The organism is Martinezella lusitana, assembly GCF_010668395.1.
GTDB classification, from domain to species: Bacteria; Pseudomonadota; Alphaproteobacteria; order Rhizobiales; family Rhizobiaceae; genus Rhizobium; species Rhizobium lusitanum_A.
In genome coordinates this window covers 41,510-62,700 of record NZ_WUEY01000027.1, presented here as the reverse complement: position 1 = coordinate 62,700, position 21,191 = coordinate 41,510, and the positions used below count along the sequence as shown (strand labels likewise).

At 61.2% G+C, this 21,191-nt stretch carries 22 protein-coding genes; 17 read left to right on the top strand and 5 right to left on the bottom strand.

The genetic code is table 11. The features are described from left to right. The first annotated feature begins 16 nt into the window (after positions 1-16). Positions 17-733, top strand: coding sequence for a DNA polymerase III subunit epsilon (dnaQ, locus tag GR212_RS32310; RefSeq protein WP_163993312.1), 717 nt, complete (start codon positions 17-19; stop codon positions 731-733). A 79-nt stretch (positions 734-812) separates the two neighbouring features. On the opposite strand, the gene secB is transcribed toward dnaQ, so the two are convergent. Together secB and GR212_RS32300 are read right to left on the bottom strand one after the other, a co-directional pair. Beyond that, positions 813-1,295, bottom strand: a complete 483-nt coding sequence (secB, locus tag GR212_RS32305) for a protein-export chaperone SecB (RefSeq protein WP_163993310.1) — start codon at positions 1,293-1,295, stop codon at positions 813-815. A gap of 92 nt (positions 1,296-1,387) precedes the next feature. Further along, positions 1,388-1,906, bottom strand: a complete 519-nt coding sequence (locus tag GR212_RS32300; RefSeq protein WP_163993308.1) for an FxsA family protein — start codon at positions 1,904-1,906, stop codon at positions 1,388-1,390. Between the two features lie 146 nt (positions 1,907-2,052). Between GR212_RS32300 and GR212_RS32295 the strand changes: the two genes are divergently transcribed. The 5 genes from GR212_RS32295 (at position 2,053) to gyrB (ending at position 7,399) form a co-directional block, all read left to right on the top strand. Next, complete coding sequence (locus tag GR212_RS32295; protein ID WP_163993306.1) at positions 2,053-2,754, top strand: Tim44/TimA family putative adaptor protein; 702 nt, start codon at positions 2,053-2,055, stop codon at positions 2,752-2,754. Further along, positions 2,751-3,869 carry a murein transglycosylase A gene (gene mltA, locus GR212_RS32290; RefSeq protein WP_163993304.1) on the top strand — a complete coding sequence of 373 codons (1,119 nt, stop codon included), beginning with the start codon at positions 2,751-2,753 and terminating at the stop codon, positions 3,867-3,869. Before GR212_RS32295 ends, mltA begins: the two co-directional genes overlap by 4 nt. After that, entirely contained in the window at positions 3,869-4,453 is a 585-nt protein-coding gene (locus GR212_RS32285) for a Smr/MutS family protein (protein WP_163993303.1), read from the top strand. The genes mltA and GR212_RS32285 overlap by 1 nt, the downstream gene beginning before the upstream one ends. Beyond that, complete coding sequence (locus GR212_RS32280; protein ID WP_163993301.1) at positions 4,450-4,815, top strand: helix-turn-helix domain-containing protein; 366 nt, start codon at positions 4,450-4,452, stop codon at positions 4,813-4,815. The genes GR212_RS32285 and GR212_RS32280 overlap by 4 nt, the downstream gene beginning before the upstream one ends. A gap of 148 nt (positions 4,816-4,963) precedes the next feature. Further along, complete coding sequence (gene gyrB, locus GR212_RS32275) at positions 4,964-7,399, top strand: DNA topoisomerase (ATP-hydrolyzing) subunit B (protein WP_163993299.1); 2,436 nt, start codon at positions 4,964-4,966, stop codon at positions 7,397-7,399. Between the two features lie 106 nt (positions 7,400-7,505). On the opposite strand, the gene GR212_RS32270 is transcribed toward gyrB, so the two are convergent. After that, the gene (locus GR212_RS32270) at positions 7,506-8,105 is read right to left on the bottom strand and encodes a nitroreductase family protein (RefSeq protein ID WP_163993296.1); all 600 of its coding nucleotides are present in this window, start codon (positions 8,103-8,105) and stop codon (positions 7,506-7,508) included. A gap of 81 nt (positions 8,106-8,186) precedes the next feature. Next, a complete protein-coding gene (locus GR212_RS32265; protein WP_163993294.1) occupies positions 8,187-8,486 on the bottom strand; it encodes a DUF2218 domain-containing protein in 300 nt (99 codons plus the stop codon). Between the two features lie 161 nt (positions 8,487-8,647). Here GR212_RS32265 and GR212_RS32260 point away from each other — a divergent pair, with 161 nt between their 5' ends. From GR212_RS32260 to GR212_RS32210, 11 genes are all read left to right on the top strand, one after another. Further along, a complete protein-coding gene (locus GR212_RS32260; RefSeq protein WP_163993292.1) occupies positions 8,648-9,601 on the top strand; it encodes a glutathione S-transferase family protein in 954 nt (317 codons plus the stop codon). 64 nt (positions 9,602-9,665) lie between these two features. Beyond that, the gene (locus GR212_RS32255) at positions 9,666-11,084 is read left to right on the top strand and encodes a pyridoxal phosphate-dependent decarboxylase family protein (protein WP_163993290.1); all 1,419 of its coding nucleotides are present in this window, start codon (positions 9,666-9,668) and stop codon (positions 11,082-11,084) included. 149 nt (positions 11,085-11,233) lie between these two features. After that, entirely contained in the window at positions 11,234-12,076 is an 843-nt protein-coding gene (locus GR212_RS32250; RefSeq protein ID WP_163993288.1) for a fumarylacetoacetate hydrolase family protein, read from the top strand. 298 nt (positions 12,077-12,374) lie between these two features. Further along, positions 12,375-13,652 carry a polyhydroxyalkanoate depolymerase gene (locus GR212_RS32245; RefSeq protein ID WP_163993286.1) on the top strand — a complete coding sequence of 426 codons (1,278 nt, stop codon included), beginning with the start codon at positions 12,375-12,377 and terminating at the stop codon, positions 13,650-13,652. Positions 13,653-14,006: 354 nt separating this feature from the next. Beyond that, positions 14,007-14,447, top strand: a complete 441-nt coding sequence (locus GR212_RS32240; RefSeq protein WP_163993284.1) for a DUF2852 domain-containing protein — start codon at positions 14,007-14,009, stop codon at positions 14,445-14,447. A gap of 90 nt (positions 14,448-14,537) precedes the next feature. Then, entirely contained in the window at positions 14,538-15,299 is a 762-nt protein-coding gene (locus GR212_RS32235) for a M48 family metallopeptidase (RefSeq protein WP_163993282.1), read from the top strand. Positions 15,300-15,596: 297 nt separating this feature from the next. Next, positions 15,597-16,271, top strand: a complete 675-nt coding sequence (locus tag GR212_RS32230; RefSeq protein ID WP_163993281.1) for a phosphoribosylanthranilate isomerase — start codon at positions 15,597-15,599, stop codon at positions 16,269-16,271. After that, on the top strand, positions 16,268-17,482 hold the full coding sequence (gene trpB, locus GR212_RS32225; RefSeq protein ID WP_163993279.1) for a tryptophan synthase subunit beta: 1,215 nt from the start codon (positions 16,268-16,270) through the stop codon (positions 17,480-17,482). The genes GR212_RS32230 and trpB overlap by 4 nt, the downstream gene beginning before the upstream one ends. 10 nt (positions 17,483-17,492) lie before the next feature. After that, entirely contained in the window at positions 17,493-18,332 is an 840-nt protein-coding gene (trpA, locus tag GR212_RS32220) for a tryptophan synthase subunit alpha (RefSeq protein WP_163993277.1), read from the top strand. Positions 18,333-18,440: 108 nt separating this feature from the next. Then, positions 18,441-19,352, top strand: a complete 912-nt coding sequence (gene accD / locus GR212_RS32215; protein ID WP_163993275.1) for an acetyl-CoA carboxylase, carboxyltransferase subunit beta — start codon at positions 18,441-18,443, stop codon at positions 19,350-19,352. Positions 19,353-19,408: 56 nt separating this feature from the next. Beyond that, the gene (locus GR212_RS32210) at positions 19,409-20,737 is read left to right on the top strand and encodes a bifunctional folylpolyglutamate synthase/dihydrofolate synthase (RefSeq protein ID WP_204326856.1); all 1,329 of its coding nucleotides are present in this window, start codon (positions 19,409-19,411) and stop codon (positions 20,735-20,737) included. A 116-nt stretch (positions 20,738-20,853) separates the two neighbouring features. On the opposite strand, the gene trxA is transcribed toward GR212_RS32210, so the two are convergent. Further along, complete coding sequence (trxA, locus tag GR212_RS32205) at positions 20,854-21,174, bottom strand: thioredoxin (protein ID WP_004127513.1); 321 nt, start codon at positions 21,172-21,174, stop codon at positions 20,854-20,856. Positions 21,175-21,191: the final 17 nt, after the last annotated feature.

Here is a 21,191-nt window from a genome sequence, read left to right as displayed (position 1 = left end):
AAAGCGGAACCCCGACATGCGCGAAATCATTTTCGATACGGAAACCACCGGTCTCGACAACAGGGCGGACCGCATCATCGAAATCGGCGGCATAGAGCTGATAAACCATTTCCCGACCGGCAATACGCTGCATCTCTTCATCAATCCCGGCGACCGCAAGGTTCATCCGGATGCGCTTGCCGTGCACGGCATTACCGATGAATCGCTGAAGGACAAGCCGCCCTTCGAGGAGGTCGCAGACCAAATCCTCGACTTTTTCGGCGATGCCAAATGGATCGCGCACAACGCCACCTTCGATATGGGCTTCGTCAATGCGGAATTCGCACGGCTCGGCCGCCCGCCGATTCTGCCGGACATGGTGATCGATACGCTCGCCATGGCCCGCCGCAAGCATCCGATGGGCCCGAATTCGCTGGATGCGCTCTGCCGTCGCTACGGCATCGACAACTCGCACCGCACGAAGCACGGCGCGCTGCTCGACTCGGAATTGCTGGCCGAGGTCTATATCGAGATGATCGGCGGCCGACAGACGGCACTCGGTCTCGGCAGCAGCAACGGCTCGTCGGCGCGGTCCCGTCAGAATGATGATGCGGAGGATATCGTTGCCGATATTTTTGCGCGGCCCAATCCGCTGCCGAGCCGGTTGAGCGGGGAAGAGCTGGAGGCTCACGCCGCACTGGTCGCCAAGCTCGGCGCGAAGGGAATCTGGTCCAAATATCGCGCTTCCGAATAGAGCGCCTTCCCAAGCATACAAAAGAAAATGCCCGGACGATGATCCGGGCATTTCTGTTTCCAGCTGGAAAGGGTCAGGCTTAGTTCGGAACGGCCGAAACCTGGGCGCGGGCCTGTTCTTCGGCCATGCGCTGCGTGAACATCTGCGCGAAATCGATCGGGTCGATCATCAGCGGCGGGAAGCCGCCATTGCGGGTGATGTCGGCAATGATCTGACGCGCGAAGGGGAACAGCAGGCGCGGGCACTCGATGAAGAGCAGCGGCAGCATGTGTTCCTGAGGGAAGCCGGTGACGCGGAAAACGCCGCCGTAAACCAGCTCGGTGTGGAAGAGAACGCGCTCGCCGTCCTTGGCTTCGGCATTCAGCGTCAGCACGACGTCGAAATCCGAATCCGAGAGCGGATTGGCATTGACGTTGACGTTGATATTGATGTCGGGAGCATTTTCCCGGGCCTGAAGCGAGCGCGGGGCACCCGGATTTTCAAAGGAAAGATCCTTGGTGTACTGAGCAAGGATGCTGAGGCTCGGGCTGGCTGCACCGTTGCCGTTGGTCTCGTTGGCCATGGGGGTGTCCTCTCACGTCGATGGGTGTCGCCATCTAGCATTTCGAATAGGGGCTTACAACCCTTATGGCCCGGCGCTTGGTTGCCGTTATCCTAGTCTCCGAGCCGCTTCTGATCGGACCAGGGCGAGTTCCGGTTCGGCTCGCGATGGAAATCGTTTTCGTCCAGATCGACCACCGTTCCAGGGTTCTGCGGTCTGGCCTGGGGGCCGGCACCTGGCCCCTGTCCGCGCCGGAAGGCGCGCGAATTGCCGACGACGACGATACGCTTGCGCAGCATTTTCCAGGCGAGATCGCGCACGGCCGGAATGAACAGCAGCAGGCCGATGATATCGGATATGAAGCCGGGCAGCATCAGGAAGAAGGCGGCGACGACGATCATGGCGCCATGCACCATCTCGCGGCCGGGATCGCCGCCATTGCGGCTTTCGGCTGAGATGCGCTGGAGAATGCCGATCCCCTGTATTCTCAGAAGGGCGGCACCGAGAACCACGCTGAGGATGACGAGTCCCAGCGTCGCCCAGACGCCGATCATCTTTCCGACAACGATGAACCCGGCGATTTCGGCCAGGGGCATCAGGAAAACGAAGATAGGAAGAAATGATAGGCGCATGTTACGGTGGTCCTGAAAGCGGGTTTCTTCGCGTAAGCGTTGGTTTCTCGCATATAATAAAGAAACCGGTCCGCTATTTGAATGATAGATCGATGCGGACTATATGGGGACTGATCTTTTAATTTTAACGGTGGTTCCGATACGAGATGGGTGCAAACGACTTTGTGACGATCTTTTTCCTGGTGGCGGCGGTGCTGATCTTTTTTCAGCTGCGCAGCGTCCTTGGCCGCCGCACAGGGAATGAGAAGCCGCCGCGCGATCTCTATGGTTCTGCAGATCCGGCAAATGGCCAGACGCCGCCGGACGCCGGCAAGGTGGTGACCCTGCCGAGGCGCGATGCGACCGAAGAGGAAGACCGTTTTGCCGCCGTCGATGCCTTCACCCCGGCCGGTACGCCGCTGAATGATTCGCTGCGCGAACTGAACAAGGCCGACCCTGCCTTCAATCCGAAGGAATTCGTCAACGGCGCCCGCATGGCCTACGAGATGATCGTCATGGCCTTCGCCGAAGGCGACCGCAAGTCTCTGAAGGGTCTGCTGTCCCGTGAAGTCTACGAGGGGTTCGATGCCGCCATCGCCGATCGCGAGGCCAAGGGCGAGAAGATCAAGTCCACCTTCGTCGGCATCGACAAGGCCGATATCCTCAGCGCCGAGATGAAGGGAACGGAATCCCTCATCACCATGCGCATCGTCAGCCAGATGATTTCGGCCACCTATGACAAGGCCGGCGCGCTGATCGATGGCGATGCCGAGGCGGTGGCCGAGATCAGCGATCTCTGGACCTTCGCCCGCGACACGCGTTCGCGCGATCCGAACTGGAAACTTGTGGCGACCGAATCGGAACAATGACGAGCCCATTGCAGGAATTCAGGCTGGAGCCGGCAACCTTCGCCGATCTGAAGGGCTGGGAGGACGATGATCCTTCCAGCCTTTTTCGCGCGATGAAGGACTGCCGGGACCATATCCGCACCGTGAAGCCCTATCGCACGGGCGCTGCCGGGCTGACCTCGGCCGATCTCCTGACGCTGCTCGACATCGCCGAAGGGGTGGAACCGCGGAATGGGTCGGAAGCCCGGGCTTTCTTCGAGGAGCACTGTCAGCCCTTTTTCATTCGCCGCGACGGCGGCGCAAATGGTTTCGTCACCGCCTTCTATGAGCCGGAAATCGAAGTTTCGGCCGTGCCGGACGAAACCTTTTGCCATCCTTTCTATCGCCGGCCGGCCGATCTGATCGATCTGGACGACACCAACCGGCCCGCCGAACTCGACCCGTCCTATATGTTCGGCAGGCTTCAGGGCGACGCCATCTCCGCCTATCCCGACCGCGGCGAGATCGATCGGGGCTATCTCGACGGCAAGGGTCTGGAAATCGCCTGGGCGAAATCCAAGGTCGATGTCTTCTTCGTGCATGTGCAGGGTGCGGCGCGTCTGCGCTATCCGGATGGACGGCTTGGCCGCATCACCTATGCCGCCAAGGCCGGTCATCCTTTCTCGGCCGTCGGGCGCTTGCTGATCGAACGCGGCTTGCTGGATCGCGCGACGATTTCCATGCAGACGATCCGCGACTGGCTCTATGGGCACCCGGAGCAGGTCGACGAAGTCCTTTGGCACAATCGGTCCTATATTTTCTTCCGCGAGGCCGATGTCAGCGATCCGGCCTTGGGTCCGATCGCGGCCGCCAAGGTGCCGCTCGTGGCCGGCCGGTCCCTTGCGGTCGATCGGCAGATCCATACCTTCGGTTTTCCCTTCTTCATCCGGTCGGAAAGCCTCACCCATCTCGATGCCGGCAAGCCTTTCGCGCGGCTGATGCTGGCGCTCGATACGGGCTCGGCGATCGTCGGGCCGGCGCGCGGGGATATCTTTACCGGTTCGGGCTATGATGCAGGCGAGCTCGCCGGCACCGTGCGCAACGACGCCGATTTTTATATATTCATTCCGAAGGCGGCGGCGCAGAGGTTCGGCTGATGGCCCCGGAACGGCAGAACAAGGAACGAAAGCTCAGTACGGAGGACCGTATCCTTTGGGGTAAGGTCGCCAAGAGCACGCGCCCCATGCCCGGCCGAATGACCGATATCGAGGCTTTCGAAGCTGTGCTGCAGGCGGAAGCCGAAAGCGAGGAAAGCAGCCGCGCGGCAAAGGCAAAGGCAGTGCCGGTGTCTTCAGAAACGCCGGAAGTCGCAGCGCCGGCAAAGCAGCCCGCCGGCCGTCACCATCCGCTGGAGCGTCCCGTCAAGCGCAAGATCGCCAGGGGCCACCTGGCGCTCGAAGCCCGGATCGACCTTCATGGCCTCATCCAGAGCGAGGCGCATTCCATGCTGCTGGACTTCCTGCTGCGGGCTCACGGTCGCGGGCTTCGCCATGTGCTCGTCATAACGGGCAAGGGCAGCTCCATGGGCAGCGAGGGTGCGCTGAAGCGCGCCGTGCCGCTCTGGTTTTCCAAGCCGGAATTCCGCTTTCTGATCTCCTCCTATGAAACGGCCGCCCAGCATCATGGCGGCGAGGGTGCGCTCTATATCCGCCTATCACGCTTGAAGGGGGAAAAGCCTTGACCCCGTTCGGCGAAGCGGTGCGAAAATTGAGACTGCGCAAGGGTGTCTCGCAAAAGCAGATGGCCGAGGCGCTCAATGTGACTCCGGCTTACTTATCCGCCTTAGAACACGGAAAGCGCGGCCTGCCGACCTTCGATCTGCTGCAGCGCATCGCCGGCTATTTCAATATCATCTGGGACGAGGCCGAGGAATTGTTCCTCCTGGCGCGATTTTCCGATCCGCGCGTCGTCGTCGATACCTCCGGGCTTGCGCCCGAGTACACGGCTTTCGTCAACCATTTGGCCGGCAAGATTCGCAGTCTTGACGCCGCAACGATCCGCGAGCTATCCCGAGTTCTGGAAAATGCCGGGAAAACAGGCTGAAAAGCGCCGTAATCCCCTGTTTTATACCTGATTTCGGGGCCTTCCGTTTGGAACTTCAGGACGAAACACCCTATATTCAGGGCAGGAAAAACCGCTGATTCGCCAGGGATCGGCCGGGTTCTCTAAAACACTGGAAAGACTTCAATATATGACCGACACATCCGTAACCGACAACGGCGGCAGCGCCGAATATGGCGCAGATTCCATCAAGGTTCTGAAGGGCCTTGATGCCGTGCGCAAGCGCCCCGGCATGTATATCGGTGATACGGATGACGGCTCGGGCCTGCATCACATGGTCTATGAAGTCGTCGACAACGCCATTGACGAAGCCTTGGCCGGCCATGCCGACATCGTGACGGTGACGCTCAATCCCGACGGTTCCGTCACGGTCACGGACAATGGTCGCGGCATTCCGACGGACATTCACAGCGGCGAGGGCATTTCGGCGGCCGAGGTTATCATGACCCAGCTGCATGCCGGTGGTAAGTTCGACCAGAATTCCTACAAGGTTTCGGGCGGATTGCACGGCGTCGGCGTCTCGGTGGTCAATGCGCTCTCCGTTTGGCTGCGCCTGAAGATCCGCCGCCAGGGCAAGATCCATGAGATGAGCTTCACCCATGGCGTGGCCGATGCGCCGTTGAAGCAAACGGGTGACGCGGGCGATGCGACCGGCACCGAGGTCAGCTTCATGCCGAGCTCCGACACCTTCACCATGATTGAGTTCGATTACGGCACGCTGGAACATCGCCTGCGCGAACTCGCTTTCCTGAATTCCGGCGTTCGCATCCTCTTGACCGACAAGCGCCATTCCGACGTCAGGCAGGAAGAGCTGCTGTACGACGGCGGCTTGGAGGCCTTCGTTTCCTATCTCGATCGCGCCAAGAAGCCACTCGTCCAGAAGCCGGTGTCGATTCGCAGCGAGAAGGATGGAATTACGGTCGAAGTGGCGATGTGGTGGAACGACAGCTACCACGAGAACGTGCTCTGCTTCACCAACAACATCCCGCAGCGCGACGGCGGCACGCATATGGCCGGTTTCCGTGCGGCTCTGACGCGCCAGATCACCTCCTATGCCGATACCTCCGGGATCACCAAGAGGGAAAAGGTGACGCTGACCGGCGACGACTGCCGCGAAGGCCTGACGGCCGTGCTGTCGGTCAAGGTGCCCGATCCGAAATTCTCGTCGCAGACCAAGGACAAGCTGGTTTCCTCCGAAGTTCGCCCGGTCGTTGAAAGCCTTGTCAACGAGGCGCTCGGTACATGGCTCGAAGAGCATCCGTCCGATGCCAAGGTGCTGGTCGGCAAGGTGGTCGAGGCCGCCGCTGCCCGCGAGGCTGCCCGCAAGGCGCGCGAACTGACCCGCCGCAAGGGCGCGCTCGACATCGCATCGCTACCCGGCAAGCTCGCCGATTGCTCCGAACGCGATCCCGCCAAGTCGGAAGTCTTCCTCGTCGAGGGTGACTCGGCAGGCGGTTCGGCCAAGCAGGGGCGTTCGCGCGAAAACCAGGCCATCCTGCCGCTGCGCGGCAAGATCCTGAACGTCGAGCGTGCGCGCTTCGACAAGATGCTGTCGAGCCAGGAAATCGGCACGCTGATCACCGCGCTCGGCACCGGTATCGGCAAGGACGAGTTCAACGCCGAAAAGCTGCGGTATCACAAGATCATCATCATGACGGACGCAGACGTCGACGGCGCGCATATTCGCACGCTGCTTCTGACCTTCTTCTTCCGGCAGATGCCTGATCTCATCGAGCGCGGTCATCTCTATATCGCCCAGCCGCCGCTCTATAAGGTGACGCGCGGCAAGTCGGTGCAATACGTCAAGGACGAGAAGGCACTGGAGGAATATCTGATCGGCCAGGGCACCGACGATGCAAGCCTGCGTCTCGGCAACGGCGAAGTGCGCGTCGGCCAGGATCTGCGCGAGGCGATCTACGACGCGCTCCGCCTGCGCACGCTGATCGACAATCTGCATTCCCGCTACAATCGCTCCGTCGTCGAGCAGGCGGCCATCGCCGGTGCTCTCAACGCCGAAATGGTCAGCGATCCCGCACGCGCGGAAACGCTGGTGAACGATGTCGCCAAGCGGCTCGATATCATCGCCGAGGAAACCGAACGCGGTTGGACCGGTGCCGTGACCGGCGAGGGCGGCCTGCGCTTCGAGCGCACGGTGCGCGGCGTCAAGGAAGTCGTCTTCCTCGACATGGCGCTCATCGGCTCGCAGGATGCCCGCCTCATCGACCAGCTTGGCGCACGGCTGAAGGAAGTTTACGTCACGCCGCCGAAGCTTACCCGCCGCGATGGCGAGACGGAAATTTCCGGTCCTCGCCAGTTGCTGGACACGATCTTTGCCGGCGGCCGCAAGGGCCTGACGCTGCAGCGCTATAAAGGTCTTGGCGAGATGAATGCCGAGCAGCTCTGGGAAACGACGCTCGATCCGAACGTCCGCACCCTGCTGCAGGTGAGGGTGACGGACGCGACCGATGCCGACGGCCTGTTTGCCCGGCTCATGGGCGACGAAGTCGAGCCGCGGCGCGAGTTCATTCAGGACAACGCATTGAACGTCGCCAATCTCGATATCTGAGGCTGGTTCGATAAGCAAAAAGGCCCGCGGAGAATATCCGGCGGGCCTTATACATTGCGAGGCCGGAGCATTTGTTATGATGCTCCGGCCTTTTCTTTTTTATCGATTACTTGGCGATGAAGGTGCCGTTGAAGGCGAGTTCCGAAAGCGCCACACGCTGGCTCGGGACTTCACGCTCGCGCAGCTTTTCCGGAAGCTGGCTCTTGTCGCCTACTTTGCCGATCGCGACGGCGGCCTCGACGCGGAAGCCGTCGGGAATGCCGAGAACTTCATAGGATTTTTCGACATGGAACCCGGTCATGCCGTGCGCTTCATAGCCGGCTAGATGTGCCTGGACCGCCAGGAAGCCCCAGGCCGCGCCCGCGTCGAAGGAATGGCTGTAGCTGGGCTTCTGTTCGGCCGAGCCAAGCTCGCCATTATGGGTGCGCGAGATGACGAAGAGCAGCGCGGAGGCGGATTTCACCCAGCCCTGGTTGAATTCCACCAGAACGCTCAGGAACTTTTCCCAGTGTTCCGAGCCGCGGAGGGCATAGAGGAACCGCCACGGCTGCAGGTTGGAGGCCGAGGGTGCCCAGTGCGCTGCTTCCAGAATGGTCAGCAGGTCCGCTTCCGGAATGCTCTCGTTGGAATAGGCGCGCGGCGACCAGCGGTCGAGAAAGAGCTTGTCGATCGGATATTGGGATTCGCGGCTGTTGCTTGATGTCATTGCGGCTTCTTTCGTTGGAGGGACCAGCCGTGGATCGCAGGAAAATAGACCGTTGGCTGGCTATGAACACAGGATGGGAGCTTACGCTTTGCTTGCGTGGGCGCTCCAGGATACGTCGAGTTCTTCGCGGAAAGCGAAGCGCTTGAGGTGATCGGCGACCACATTCTGCATGCGCTCGAGATCTTCGGGATTTCCGACAGTCAGGGTCATGACCAGGCCGCCGGGCTCGGCCGCGAGATCGAGAGAGTTTTCCGGGCTGAAGGGCACCTTGCCGGCGGCCGGGTCGAACTCCACGCTGAATCGATGGCTCCAGTGCTTGCAGAGCTGCTGGAGATAGCGGCTGGCGTGGTCGGTTTTGACGGTGGAAACGGATGTCGCCATGAGATGCTCCAATAAACCTGAGCGCAAAACGCTTTTTTCCATACATAGAAGTATCCGCATTCGCGAGGTAGACAGTCTGTTTCAAGTTTACGTTATTCCCGTGAAATTCTGTTCCGCTATGCTGGACTCTCGGAAAAACGCGCGCGAGTGGAGACATAGCCTTGCTGGTAGACGGGAAATGGACTGAAGATTGGCAGCCGGTCCAGGCCAAGGATGAAAAAGGCGGCTTCGTTCGCCAGACGTCGAGCTTCCGTAACTGGGTAACGCCGGATGGCCGCGCAGGACCGACAGGGAATGCCGGCTTCAAGGCGGATGCCGGCCGCTACCATCTTTACGTCGCACTGATCTGCCCCTGGGCATCGCGCACCCTGATCGGTCGCAAGCTGAAGGGCCTGGAAGACGTCATATCCGTTTCTGTCGTCGAACCGGTGCTGTCCAGGCAGGGCTGGCGGTTTGGTGACTATCCGGGCGCCACGAACGACCCGGTCAACGGCGCAATCTACATGCATGAGATCTATACGAAGGCCGATCCTCATATCACCGGCCGCGCCACCGTTCCGGTTCTATGGGATAAGCAGACCGGCACGATCGTCAACAACGAGTCGGCCGATATCCTGCGCATGCTGAATGATGGCTTTGGCGACTTCGCCCGCAACGATATCGACCTTTACCCTGCCGGCAAGCGGGAAGAGATCGACAGTTTCAATGCCCGGATCTATCCCGCTCTCAACAACGGCGTCTATCGCGCCGGCTTTGCCACGACGCAGATCGCCTATGAAGAAGCTTTCAACGATGTGTTCGATTGCCTCGATCGGGTCGAGACGGAGCTGGAGGGCAGGAACTTTCTCTTCGCCGATCATCCGACCGAAAGCGATATCAGGCTGTTCGTTACCCTCGTCCGCTTCGACGTCGCCTACCATGGCCTGTTCAAGTGCAATCTCCGCCGGCTGTCCGACTATGCCAATCTCCAGTCCTTCTGCCGTCGCATGCTCGATTGGCCAGGGATTGCGGAGACGGTCAACTTCGATCATATCAAGCGCGGCTACTACTCGATAGCGACGCTTAATCCGAACGGCATCGTGCCGCTTGGGCCGGCGCTGGACGAGCTGTTCTGATACTCGACCACATACCAAAACCGGTCTAAGGTCCGCCTCGTTCGATAGAGCAGGGAGGATCGTCATGAATTGGGAAGAGTTCCGGCAGTGGTCGGAGAAAGCGGCAAATTGGGGCGCGGACTATCGCGCGTCGCTTCGCGACAGGCCGGTACGGGCGAAGATGGCGCCGGGCGAGATATCGGCGCATATCGCTGATTCCCCGCCGGTAACAGGCGAAGCGATGGAGGATATCTTCAAGGATTTTGAGGATATCCTCGTGCCCGGCATGACGCATTGGCAACATCCACGCTTCTTCGCCTATTTTCCCGCCAATGCTGCTCCCGTCTCGGTGATTGCCGAATATCTGGTCAGCGCCATCGCCGCCCAATGCATGCTCTGGCAGACATCGCCGTCCGCGACCGAGCTTGAAACCAAGGTGGTCGATTGGCTGCGTCAGGCTCTCGGCTTGCCCGAAACCTTCACCGGCGTCATCCAGGATTCAGCCTCGACCGCAACTCTTGCAGCCGTCCTGGTGATGCGCGAGAGAGCGCTGGAGTGGCAGGGCAACAGCCGAGGGCTGGCAGCCAACAAGGCGGTGCGCATCTATTCCACCGACCAGGTTCACACCTCCATCGACCGCGCCATCTGGATTGCCGGTGTCGGCGATGAAAATCTGGTGCGCATTCCCTCGGGCGGTCCCAGCAAGGCCATGGACCCGAAAACGCTCGCCGCAGCCATCGAGCGTGACCGGGCGGCCGGATTGCTGCCGGCCGGCGTCATCGCTTGCGTCGGCGGCACCAGCGTCGGCGCCTGCGACGATATCGCCGCCGTTGTGGAGGTTGCCCACGCACACGGCCTCTATGTGCATGTCGATGCCGCCTGGGCGGGTTCGGCGATGATCTGCCCGGAATTCCGCCCGCTTTGGCAAGGCGTCGAGCAGGCCGATTCCATCGTCTTCAACCCGCATAAATGGCTTGGCGCGCAGTTCGATTGCTCCGTCCAGTTCGTTCGCGAGCCGGAGACCCTGGTGCGCACGCTGGCGATCCAGCCCGAATATCTGCGCACCCACGGCCATGACGGCATCATCAACTATTCGGAATGGTCCGTGCCGCTCGGCCGCCGCTTCCGTGCGCTGAAGCTCTGGTTCCTGTTGCGTTATCACGGCTTGGAAGGGTTGCGGACGATGATCCGCAACCATGTGTCCTGGTCGCAGAATCTGGCTAAGCGGCTTGCCGCCGAGCCTGATTTCGAAATCGTCACCGAGCCGTTCCTGTCGCTGTTCTCCTTCGATCACAAGGCGCCCGCCGGCATTGACCAGGAAGGCCATACCCAGCGCCTGCTGACCGCCATCAACAATGACGGCCGCATCTACCTGACGCAGACCCGCGTCGGCGGGCGGCTGGTCATTCGCTTCCAGGCCGGCCAGTTCGAGTCGACCGCGGAGGATATCGATACGGCTTTCGACGTCATTGTCGAAATCGCCAGATCGTTGCCCGCGAGCTGAACGGGCTGTTTTTTCGGCGTGCGCAGCCAAGCCATGCTAGGCTCCGCGAAATCGATTGATGACACTGGTGAATAATTCGTTCATATATGGTGTCATCAATCTTGTCGTATAGGCAATCTCGTCTTTGAAAATGCAGGGAAGGAAAATCCATGAAACTGTTGCGCGTTGGCGAAGTCGGCAAGGAAAAGCCGGCACTTCTGGATAGCGACGGCAAGATCCGCGATCTCTCCGCTCACGTCGCCGACATCGGCGGCGAGGCCATCTCGCCGGCAGGTCTTGCAAAGATCGCCGCCCTCGATCCCAAAAGTCTGCCCGAACTGGCGGAAGGCCGTCTCGGCGCCTGCGTTGCCGGTACGGGCAAGTTCATCTGCATCGGTCTCAACTTCTCCGACCACGCCGCCGAAACCGGCGCCACCGTGCCGCCCGAGCCGATCATCTTCATGAAGGCCAGCTCCGCGATCGTCGGCCCGAACGACAACGTGCTGATCCCGCGCGGCTCTGAAAAGACCGACTGGGAAGTCGAGCTCGGCGTCGTCATCGGCAAAACGGCCAAGTATGTCAGCGAAGCCGATGCGCTGGATTACGTTGCCGGTTACTGCGTCTCGCACGACGTCTCCGAACGCGCCTTTCAGACGGAGCGCTCGGGACAGTGGACCAAGGGCAAGTCCTGCGACACCTTCGGCCCGATCGGCCCCTGGCTCGTCACCAGGGATGAGATCGCCGATCCGCAGAATCTCGGCATGTGGCTCAAGGTCAACGGCAAGATGATGCAGAATGGCTCGACCAAGACCATGGTCTACGGCGTTGCCTTCCTCGTCTCCTATCTCAGCCAGTTCATGTCGCTGCACCCGGGCGACGTCATCTCCACCGGCACGCCTCCCGGCGTCGGCATGGGCATGAAGCCGCCGCAGTACCTGAAGCCGGGCGATGTCGTCGAGCTTGGCATGGAAGGCCTCGGCACGCAGCGCCAGACCTTCCTGGCGGACGCCTGAGACGCTTCAGCTCAGGAACTTTAACTTTTTGAGATCATTGTTGATGCCGGAGAAGCGATTCTCCGGCGTTTTTTATAGAAAGAGCCGTTGTACTTATGTTGCTCTGCAGCAAAAGCTGCTAGCTTCGATAGTAAGAGCTTAAAGGATGAGGATCGCGCCCGCGGAGCCGTGATCATCCTGCTGCACAGCGCGACCGGAGGAGCGCCGCAGTGAAAGCAGCGACACGCAAGGCGCGTGCGTTTCCATGATCCAGGTGATGTGCGGGTTTGCAACCCGCGTCACGAAAGGCAAAGCCCCCATGTTTTATCAGTTTTACGAACTCAACCACGCCGCTCTCGCTCCCTTCCGCGCAGCGGCCGACATGATGCGCCTGGCCTATGCCAACCCGCTCAATCCGCTGTCCCATACGGTGTTCGGCCGCACGTTGACGGCCAGCCTCGAGGTCTTCGAGCGCACGACCAGACGCTACGGCAAGCCGGAATTCGGGTTGCACGAGACGCAGATCGAAGGCAAGCCGGTCTCTGTTCATGAAAAGATCGTCTGGAAGAAGCCCTTCTGCAATCTTATCCATTTCGAGCGTAGCCTGCCCGCAGGCCACGGCACCGATCCGCGCATCCTCATCGTCGCGCCGATGTCGGGCCACTATGCGACGCTGTTGCGTGGCACCGTCGAAGCCCTGCTGCCGGGCGCCGACGTCTATATCACCGACTGGATCGATGCCCGCATGGTGCCGATGACCGAAGGCACCTTCGATCTGGAGGACTATATCGATTACGTCATCGAGATGCTGCACCACCTCGGGCCGGACACCCATGTCGTCGCAGTCTGTCAGCCGTCGGTGCCGGTTCTCGCCGCCGCCGCGGTGATGGAAGCGGCCGGCGATCGCCTGGCGCCCTCGTCGATGACGCTGATGGGCGGCCCGATCGACACCCGCATCAATCCGACGGCGGTCAACCAGCTCGCCAAGGAAAAGCCGCTGGAATGGTTTGCCGACAACGTCGTCATGAACGTGCCCTGGCCGCAGCCGGGCTTCATGCGGCCTGTCTATCCCGGTTTCCTGCAGCTTTCCGGCTTCATGTCGATGAACCTCGACCGCCATATGATCGCCCACAAGGATTTCTTCGTCCATCTCGTCAAGAATGACGGCGAGCCTGCCGAAAAGCACCGTGATTTCTATGACGAATATCTTGCCGTCATGGATCTGACGGCGGAATTCTACCTGCAGACCGTCGATCAGGTGTTCATCAAGCATGCGCTTCCCAAGGGCGAGCTCATGCATCGCGGCCAGCGCGTCGATCCCTCGGCCATCCGCAACGTCGCGCTGCTGACCGTCGAAGGCGAGAACGACGATATTTCAGGCGTCGGCCAGACGCATGCGGCGCAGACCATCTGCACCAGCATTCCCGAGCACATGCGGATGCACTATCTGCAGCCGGATGTCGGCCACTACGGCGTCTTCAACGGCTCGCGCTTCCGCCGCGAGATTGCACCGCGCATTCTGGCCTTCACGCGCCAGCACGCGCGCGCCGGCCGATCGGTCGTCAAGCGGGTCATCAAGGGCGGCAAATCCGCCTGAGCGCGTGTTTGCACCCAAAATCACCGCTCCTTTTTGGGAGCACGCAAAATAAAACGGCGAGGCGCGCCGATGTTCGAAGAATATCGTCGCGCTCCGCCGGTGCAAAATATTAGCTTTTGTTGAATTATAGGCGCGAATTCAAGCACTTGTCCGATTCCGTCCGGCGATACTATTGAAGGCTCACGAAGAGGTTACCATCTCGATTCCAGCGGTACCGCAGATGATCGGGCCGTTTGCCGCGCCGCGCGTCCTTGGAACGCGCTGAGATGCAGTAGAGCTTTAAAAACCGCGCAGAAGCCTTACCATTGATCAATATCGGTCGAGGGGCGATGCGCCGTGCGAGGATACCTCACGATGAACCAATCTGCATTGCTTCGCCCGGATTGGACTCCGGCTACTATTGCCCTGATGGTACTTGGCTTCGTGGTCTTTTGGCCGCTGGGCTTTGCCATGCTTGCCTACATTCTCTTCGGGGAACGTTTGCGGGATTTCAAACGGGATGTGAATGAAAGGGCCGATGGCGTGTTTGCCGGCTGTGGCCGTCATCGCGGTCGTCACCGTCACTCCTTCTCCACCGGCAACGTCGCTTTTGACGACTGGCGCAAGGCTGAGCTTGAGCGTCTCGAGCAGGAGCGCCGCAAGCTGGACGAGATGCGTGCCGAATTCGACAGCTACGTCCGCGAGCTGCGTCGCGCCAAGGACCAGGACGAGTTCGACCGCTTCATGCGCGAGCGCAACAACGTCAAGCGCAGCGACAACAATGGCGGCCCGGTGACGGAGTTCCAGACGCCGTGATCGCGGTCACGCCGCACAATCGAAACCGGCATCCTGTGATGCCGGTTTTTCTTTGCCAGATATCAGCCCGAATCGTATAAAACTGCCTCTATGTTTCCGCTTCTGTCCAGATCCCGAAGATCTCCCCCCAAGCCGCCTGCGCCGGAAACGCGCACCCTCGATGTCGCCGGCCGGCTGATGCCGCTGACGATCCGCCAGCACGAGCGGGCGACCCGCATCACGCTCCGGATCGAGCCCGGCGGACGGGCGCTGAAGATGACCATACCGCGCGGCCTGGCCGCCCGCGAGGTCAATGCCTTTCTCGACCGGCATCAGGGCTGGCTGCTGACGAAGCTCGCGAAATTCTCGGTCGACACCAGCCTGCGCAGCGGCAGCGAAATCCTCCTGCGCGGCGTGCGTCATCGGATCGAGCACACCGGCAGCCTGCGCGGCCTCACCGAGGCCATTACCGTGGACGGCCTGCCGGTGCTGCGCGTCAGCGGCCTGCCGGAACATGCCGGCCGCCGCATCGCCACCTTCCTGAAGAAGGAAGCCCGCGCCGATCTGGAAAGGCTTGTCGCAGTGCACGCGGGCGCCATCCGCGCCACGGTCACCTCCATCACCATGAAGGATACCCGCAGCCGCTGGGGCTCCTGCTCCTCGCAGGGGAACCTCAGCTTCTCCTGGCGCATCGTCATGGCGCCGCCGCTGGTCATCGATTACCTCGCGGCCCACGAGGTCGCGCATCTGAAGGAAATGAACCACGGCCCGCGCTTCTGGGCGCTCTGCCGCAAGCTTTGCCCCGACATGGACGAGGCCAAGGCCTGGCTGAAGCGCCACGGCAGCCAGCTGCACGCGATCGATTTTGATTGATCGCATATGCCGATGGAGGAAGTGGAAAGATGTGTTCGGGGCAATTGCATATGGATAGGCGAACCCCTCATCCGTCCTCTCACAGTTTCGCTTCGCTCAACTGTTCGCGTCCACCTTCTCCCCGCACGCGGGGCGAAGGAGTTTGGCGCTGTCGCTCCCTCTCCCCGTCGAAACGGGGAGAGGGCTGGGGTGAGGGGCACTTTTATTTCATGCGCGATGGTCCTGGAACCACGCAAAAATCCCGCCAACGTCGCCTTTAGGCTCGACTCTTTTGAAATTTCGTGTCACTCCGCTGCCATGAGCCCCGATATCAAAATTTGTGGTCTGAAGACGCCGGAAGCGGTGGATCGTGCGCTTGAGCGCGGCGCTACCCACATCGGTTTCATCTTCTTTGAAAAGAGCCCGCGCTATATCGAGCCGGATCTCGCCGGCCAGCTGGCGGAGCGCGCGCGCGGCAAGGCGAAGATCGTTGCTGTCACGGTCAATCCCAGCAACGACGATCTCGATGAGATCATGGCGCTGGTGAAGCCGGATATGCTGCAGCTCCATGGCAACGAAAGCCCGGAGCGCGTGCTGACCATCAAAGCCGTCCATAATGTGCCCGTCATGAAGGCCATGTCGGTGCGCGAGGCCGACGATCTGAAGCGGGTGGAATCCTATATCGGCATTGCCGACCGCTTCCTGTTCGATGCCAAGCCGCCTGTCGGCTCGGAGCTGCCGGGCGGAAACGGCATATCCTTCGATTGGAGCCTGATGAGCTGGGTCGACGATCGCGTGGACTACATGCTGTCGGGCGGCGTCAACAAGGACAATGTCGCCGAGGCGCTGGCTTCCACCAAGGCCACCGGCATCGATCTTTCCTCGGCGCTGGAAAGTGCGCCGGGCGTGAAGGATCTAGGCAAGATCGACCAGTTTTTCGACGCTTTTGCAGAAGCATGTCTGCCGGAACCGGCAGCAGGGAGTAGAGAGTGAACCAGACGCCCAAACCCAATTCCTTCCGCGCCGGTCCTGATGAGGACGGTCGTTTCGGCATTTACGGCGGTCGTTTCGTAGCCGAAACACTGATGCCGCTGATCCTGGATCTGCAGGAGGAATGGAACAAGGCAAAGGACGATCCGGCCTTCCAGGCGGAACTGAAGTCTCTCGGCACGCACTATATCGGCCGCCCGAGCCCGCTTTATTTCGCCGAGCGCCTGACGGCCGAGCTTGGCGGCGCGAAGATCTATTTCAAGCGCGAGGAGCTGAACCACACCGGCTCGCACAAGATCAACAATTGCATCGGCCAGATCCTGCTCGCCAAGCGCATGGGCAAGACCCGCATCATCGCCGAAACCGGCGCCGGCCAGCATGGCGTGGCATCGGCGACGGTTGCCGCCCGCTTCGGCCTGCCCTGCGTCGTCTACATGGGCGCGACCGATGTCGAGCGCCAGGCGCCGAACGTCTTCCGCATGAAGCTGCTGGGCGCCGAGGTCATTCCGGTGACGGCCGGCAGCGGCACGCTGAAGGACGCCATGAACGAGGCCCTTCGCGACTGGGTCACCAATGTCGACGATACCTATTATCTGATCGGTACGGCAGCCGGCCCGCATCCCTATCCGGAAATGGTCCGCGATTTCCAGGCCGTGATCGGCACTGAAGCCCGTGCGCAGATCCTGGAGGCCGAAGGCCGCCTGCCGGATCTCGTCATCGCTGCCGTCGGCGGTGGTTCGAACGCCATCGGCATCTTCCATCCCTTCCTCGATGACGAAGGCGTCAAGATCGTCGGCGTCGAAGCCGGCGGCAAGGGGCTGCAGGGCGACGAGCATTGCGCCTCGATCACCGCCGGTTCGCCCGGCGTGCTGCACGGCAACCGTACCTACCTGCTGCAGGATGGCGACGGCCAGATCAAGGAAGGCCATTCGATCTCGGCCGGCCTCGACTATCCCGGCATCGGTCCGGAACATTCCTGGCTGAACGATATGGGCCGCGCCGAATACGTGCCGATCATGGATCATGAGGCGCTGGAAGCCTTCCAGACGCTGACGCGCCTCGAAGGCATCATTCCGGCGCTGGAGCCGAGTCATGCGCTGGCCGAAGTCATCAAGCGCGCCCCGAAGATGGGCAAGGACGAGATCATCCTGATGAACCTCTCCGGCCGCGGCGACAAGGACATCTTCACCGTCGGCAAGATTCTGGGAATGTGAGTTAGACGCCATGACCGCACGTATGGACAAACGCTTCGCCGCTCTGAAGGCTGAAGGCCGCCCGGCACTCGTCACCTATTTCATGGGCGGCGATCCCGATTACGAGACCTCGCTCGGCATCATGAAGGCGCTGCCGGAAGCCGGTGCCGACGTCATCGAACTCGGCATGCCCTTTTCCGATCCCATGGCCGATGGCCCGGCGATCCAGCTTGCCGGCCAGCGCGCCTTGAAGGCCGGCCAGACGCTGAAGAAGACGCTGCAGCTCGCAGCCGATTTCCGTAAAGTCGATGCCGACACGCCGATCGTGATGATGGGCTACTACAATCCGATCTATATCTACGGCGTCGAAAAGTTCCTCGATGACGCGCTTGCCGCCGGCATCGACGGCCTGATCGTCGTCGATCTGCCGCCGGAAATGGATGACGAGCTTTGCATTCCCGCCATCCGCAAGGGCATCAACTTCATCCGCCTGGCAACGCCGACCACCGATGACAAGCGCTTGCCGACGGTTCTGCAAAACACGTCGGGCTTCGTCTATTACGTCTCGATGAACGGCATCACCGGTTCGGCGCTGCCGGATCCGTCGCTGGTCTCTGGCGCCGTCAAGCGCATCAAGCAGCATACGGAACTGCCGGTTTGCGTCGGCTTCGGCGTCAAGACGGCCGAGCACGCCAAGCTGATCGGCGCGTCTGCCGATGGCGTCGTCGTCGGCACGGCGATCGTCAACCAGATCGCCACCAGCCTCACCAAGGATGGTAAGGCGACGGCCGACACCATCCAGGCTGTTGCGACCCTGGTGCGCGGTCTGTCGACAGGCACCCGTTCCGCCCGCCTTGTTGCCGCCGAATAGTTTCCCCATATAGGCCTCTCATCAATCCCCTGCGGATTGAGGAAAAGGCCTATGGGCATTTGGTGACGACTGGGATATCGATTAATTCGGTCGATTAGGAGTTTCGAATTGAACTGGATCACGAACTACGTCCGCCCGCGGATCAATTCCATGCTGGGCCGTCGCGAGGTTCCGGAGAATCTCTGGATCAAGTGCCCGGAAACGGGCGAAATGGTCTTTCACAAGGATCTGGAAGAGAACAAGTGGGTCATCCCCGCTTCCGGTTTCCACATGAAGATGCCGGCCAAGGCCCGCCTTGCCGATCTCTTCGACAACGGCGAATACGAAGCCCTGCCGCAGCCCAAGGTCGCGCAGGACCCGTTGAAGTTCCGCGACTCGAAGAAATATACCGATCGCCTGAAGGACAGCCGCATCAAGACCGAGCAGGAAGATACGATCCTCGCCGGCGTCGGTAAGGTCCGTGGCCTGAAGCTGGTGGCCGTCGTGCATGAATTCAACTTCATCGGCGGTTCGCTCGGCATGGCTGCCGGCGAAGCCATCGTGAAGGCTTTCGAGCGCGCCATTGCCGAAAAATGCCCGCTGGTCATGTTCCCGGCTTCGGGCGGCGCACGCATGCAGGAAGGTATCCTGTCGCTGATGCAGCTGCCGCGCACGACCGTTGCCGTCGACATGCTGAAGGAAGCGGGCCAGCCCTACGTCGTGGTTCTGACCAACCCGACGACCGGCGGCGTTACGGCTTCCTACGCCATGCTGGGCGATATCCATCTTGCCGAACCCGGCGCCGAAATCGGCTTTGCCGGCAAGCGTGTGATCGAGCAGACGCTGCGCGAAAAGCTTCCCGAAGGCTTCCAGACGTCGGAATACCTGCTGGAGCATGGCATGGTGGACATGGTCGTCAAGCGTCACGACATTCCGGACACCCTGGCGACTCTCCTGAAGATCCTGACCAAGGCGCCCGCAAACGACGTGTCGGCCAAGAGCAAGAACGGCGCTGCTCTGCCGGTAGCAGCGAGCGCCTGACATCATCGATTGCCGACAGGCGGAGGTGCGGGATGACGGCGATGGATCAATCCGCAATGAGCGAGGCAGCACGGGAGATCGAGAAGCTCATGGGGTTGCACCCCAAGGGCTTCGATCTTTCTCTTGAGCGAATAACCCGGCTGCTCGACGCCCTCGGCAACCCCCACAGGAAATTGCCGCCCGTGATCCATGTCGCCGGCACCAACGGCAAGGGATCGGTGACGGCGTTCTGCCGCGCCCTGCTTGAGGCCGGCGGCTACAGCGTTCACGTCCATACCTCGCCGCATCTCGTCAACTGGCACGAGCGCTATCGCATCGGCGTCAAGGGAGATCACGGCAAGCTCGTCGACGATGCCGTGTTCGCCGATGCGCTCCGCCGCATCGCCAAGGCCAATGACGGACAGAAGATCACCGTCTTCGAAATTCTGACGGCCACGACGTTCCTCCTTTTCGCGGAGCATCCGGCCGATGTTGCGGTCATCGAGGTCGGCCTTGGCGGCCGCTTCGATGCCACCAATGTCATTTCCGATCCGGCCGTTTCCGTCATCATGCCGATTTCGCTCGATCATCAGCCCTATCTCGGCGATCAGGTCGAGCTGATTGCGGCCGAGAAGGCCGGTATCATGAAATCGGGCCATCCGGTCGTCATCGGTCATCAGGAATACGATGCCGCGCTCGACGTGCTGATCTCGACGGCCGAGCGGCTTCGTTGCCCGACCGCCGTTTTCGGCCAGGATTTTTCCGCCCACGAGGAATACGGCAAGCTGGTTTATCAGGACGAGTTCGGCCTGGCCGACCTGCCTCTGCCCCGCCTGCCGGGCCGCCACCAATATGGCAATGCCGCCGCCGCCATACGCGCCGTCAAGGCCGCCGGCTTCGCCGTCACCGAGGCGATGATGGAAAAGGCGATGACGTCGGTCGAATGGCCGGGCCGCCTGCAGCGGCTGACGGAAGGCAACCTGATGCCGCACGCGCCGGCACATGCGGAGATCTGGGTCGACGGCGGCCACAATCCCGGCGCCGGCGAAGTCATCGCCGAGGCCATGGCGAATTTCGAGGAGCGCCGGCCGCGACCGTTGTTTCTGATCATCGGCATGATCAACACCAAGGATCCGGTCGGCTATTTCAAGGCCTTTGCCGGTCTGGCCGAGAAGGTCTACTGCGTGCCGATCCGCGGCAGCGACGCGATGATCGACCCGGTCATCCTGGCGAACGCCGCCTATGATGCCGGGCTCATCGCCGAGCCCATGTCGAGCGTCATCGAGGCGTTGGACGCGATCACGGCCGTCGAGGCGACGGATTTGGCCGCCCCGCGCATTCTGATCGGCGGCTCGCTCTATCTGGTCGGCGATGTCCTTGCCGAAAACGGCACGCCGCCGCGGTAAATCCGGCGGAGTTGTTATTCACCACCCGCCCTCGTGGTTCGAGACGGCCCGCGTTCTCCGACCAACAAAAAAGCCCCGCCGAAGCGGGGCTTTTCAGTTCATGCGATCGATACCGATCAGGATGCGCTGGAGATCCAGTTCTGCAGGGCCGTCTTGGGAGCGGCGCCGACCTTGATGTCAGCGACTTCGCCGGCCTTGAACATGGCAAGCGTCGGGATCGAGCGAACGCCGAACTGGGCGGCCAGTTCCGGGTTTTCGTCGATGTTGAGCTTGGCAACCTTGACCTTGCCTTCGAACTGTACGGCGAGCTCTTCGAGAGCCGGAGCGATCATCTTGCACGGACCGCACCATTCGGCCCAGAAATCAACGACGACAGGCTCTGCGGACTGCAGCACTTCGGTGGCGAAGTTGGAGGTATCGACTTTAACGGTAGCCATAGGCTGCTCCTTACCAG

What these genes read in the sequence shown, in the direction of transcription:
- dnaQ (WP_163993312.1), top strand. Translation starts at nt 17, where the DNA reads ATGCGCGAAATCATTTTCGATACGGAAACCACCGGTCTCGACAACAGG.
- secB (WP_163993310.1), bottom strand. Translation starts at nt 1,295, where the DNA reads ATGGCCAACGAGACCAACGGCAACGGTGCAGCCAGCCCGAGCCTCAGC.
- GR212_RS32300 (WP_163993308.1), bottom strand. Translation starts at nt 1,906, where the DNA reads ATGCGCCTATCATTTCTTCCTATCTTCGTTTTCCTGATGCCCCTGGCC.
- GR212_RS32295 (WP_163993306.1), top strand. Translation starts at nt 2,053, where the DNA reads ATGGGTGCAAACGACTTTGTGACGATCTTTTTCCTGGTGGCGGCGGTG.
- mltA (WP_163993304.1), top strand. Translation starts at nt 2,751, where the DNA reads ATGACGAGCCCATTGCAGGAATTCAGGCTGGAGCCGGCAACCTTCGCC.
- GR212_RS32285 (WP_163993303.1), top strand. Translation starts at nt 3,869, where the DNA reads ATGGCCCCGGAACGGCAGAACAAGGAACGAAAGCTCAGTACGGAGGAC.
- gyrB (WP_163993299.1), top strand. Translation starts at nt 4,964, where the DNA reads ATGACCGACACATCCGTAACCGACAACGGCGGCAGCGCCGAATATGGC.
- GR212_RS32270 (WP_163993296.1), bottom strand. Translation starts at nt 8,105, where the DNA reads ATGACATCAAGCAACAGCCGCGAATCCCAATATCCGATCGACAAGCTC.
- GR212_RS32265 (WP_163993294.1), bottom strand. Translation starts at nt 8,486, where the DNA reads ATGGCGACATCCGTTTCCACCGTCAAAACCGACCACGCCAGCCGCTAT.
- GR212_RS32255 (WP_163993290.1), top strand. Translation starts at nt 9,666, where the DNA reads ATGAATTGGGAAGAGTTCCGGCAGTGGTCGGAGAAAGCGGCAAATTGG.
- GR212_RS32250 (WP_163993288.1), top strand. Translation starts at nt 11,234, where the DNA reads ATGAAACTGTTGCGCGTTGGCGAAGTCGGCAAGGAAAAGCCGGCACTT.
- GR212_RS32245 (WP_163993286.1), top strand. Translation starts at nt 12,375, where the DNA reads ATGTTTTATCAGTTTTACGAACTCAACCACGCCGCTCTCGCTCCCTTC.
- GR212_RS32240 (WP_163993284.1), top strand. Translation starts at nt 14,007, where the DNA reads ATGAACCAATCTGCATTGCTTCGCCCGGATTGGACTCCGGCTACTATT.
- GR212_RS32235 (WP_163993282.1), top strand. Translation starts at nt 14,538, where the DNA reads ATGTTTCCGCTTCTGTCCAGATCCCGAAGATCTCCCCCCAAGCCGCCT.
- GR212_RS32230 (WP_163993281.1), top strand. Translation starts at nt 15,597, where the DNA reads ATGAGCCCCGATATCAAAATTTGTGGTCTGAAGACGCCGGAAGCGGTG.
- trpA (WP_163993277.1), top strand. Translation starts at nt 17,493, where the DNA reads ATGACCGCACGTATGGACAAACGCTTCGCCGCTCTGAAGGCTGAAGGC.
- GR212_RS32210 (WP_204326856.1), top strand. Translation starts at nt 19,409, where the DNA reads ATGAGCGAGGCAGCACGGGAGATCGAGAAGCTCATGGGGTTGCACCCC.
- trxA (WP_004127513.1), bottom strand. Translation starts at nt 21,174, where the DNA reads ATGGCTACCGTTAAAGTCGATACCTCCAACTTCGCCACCGAAGTGCTG.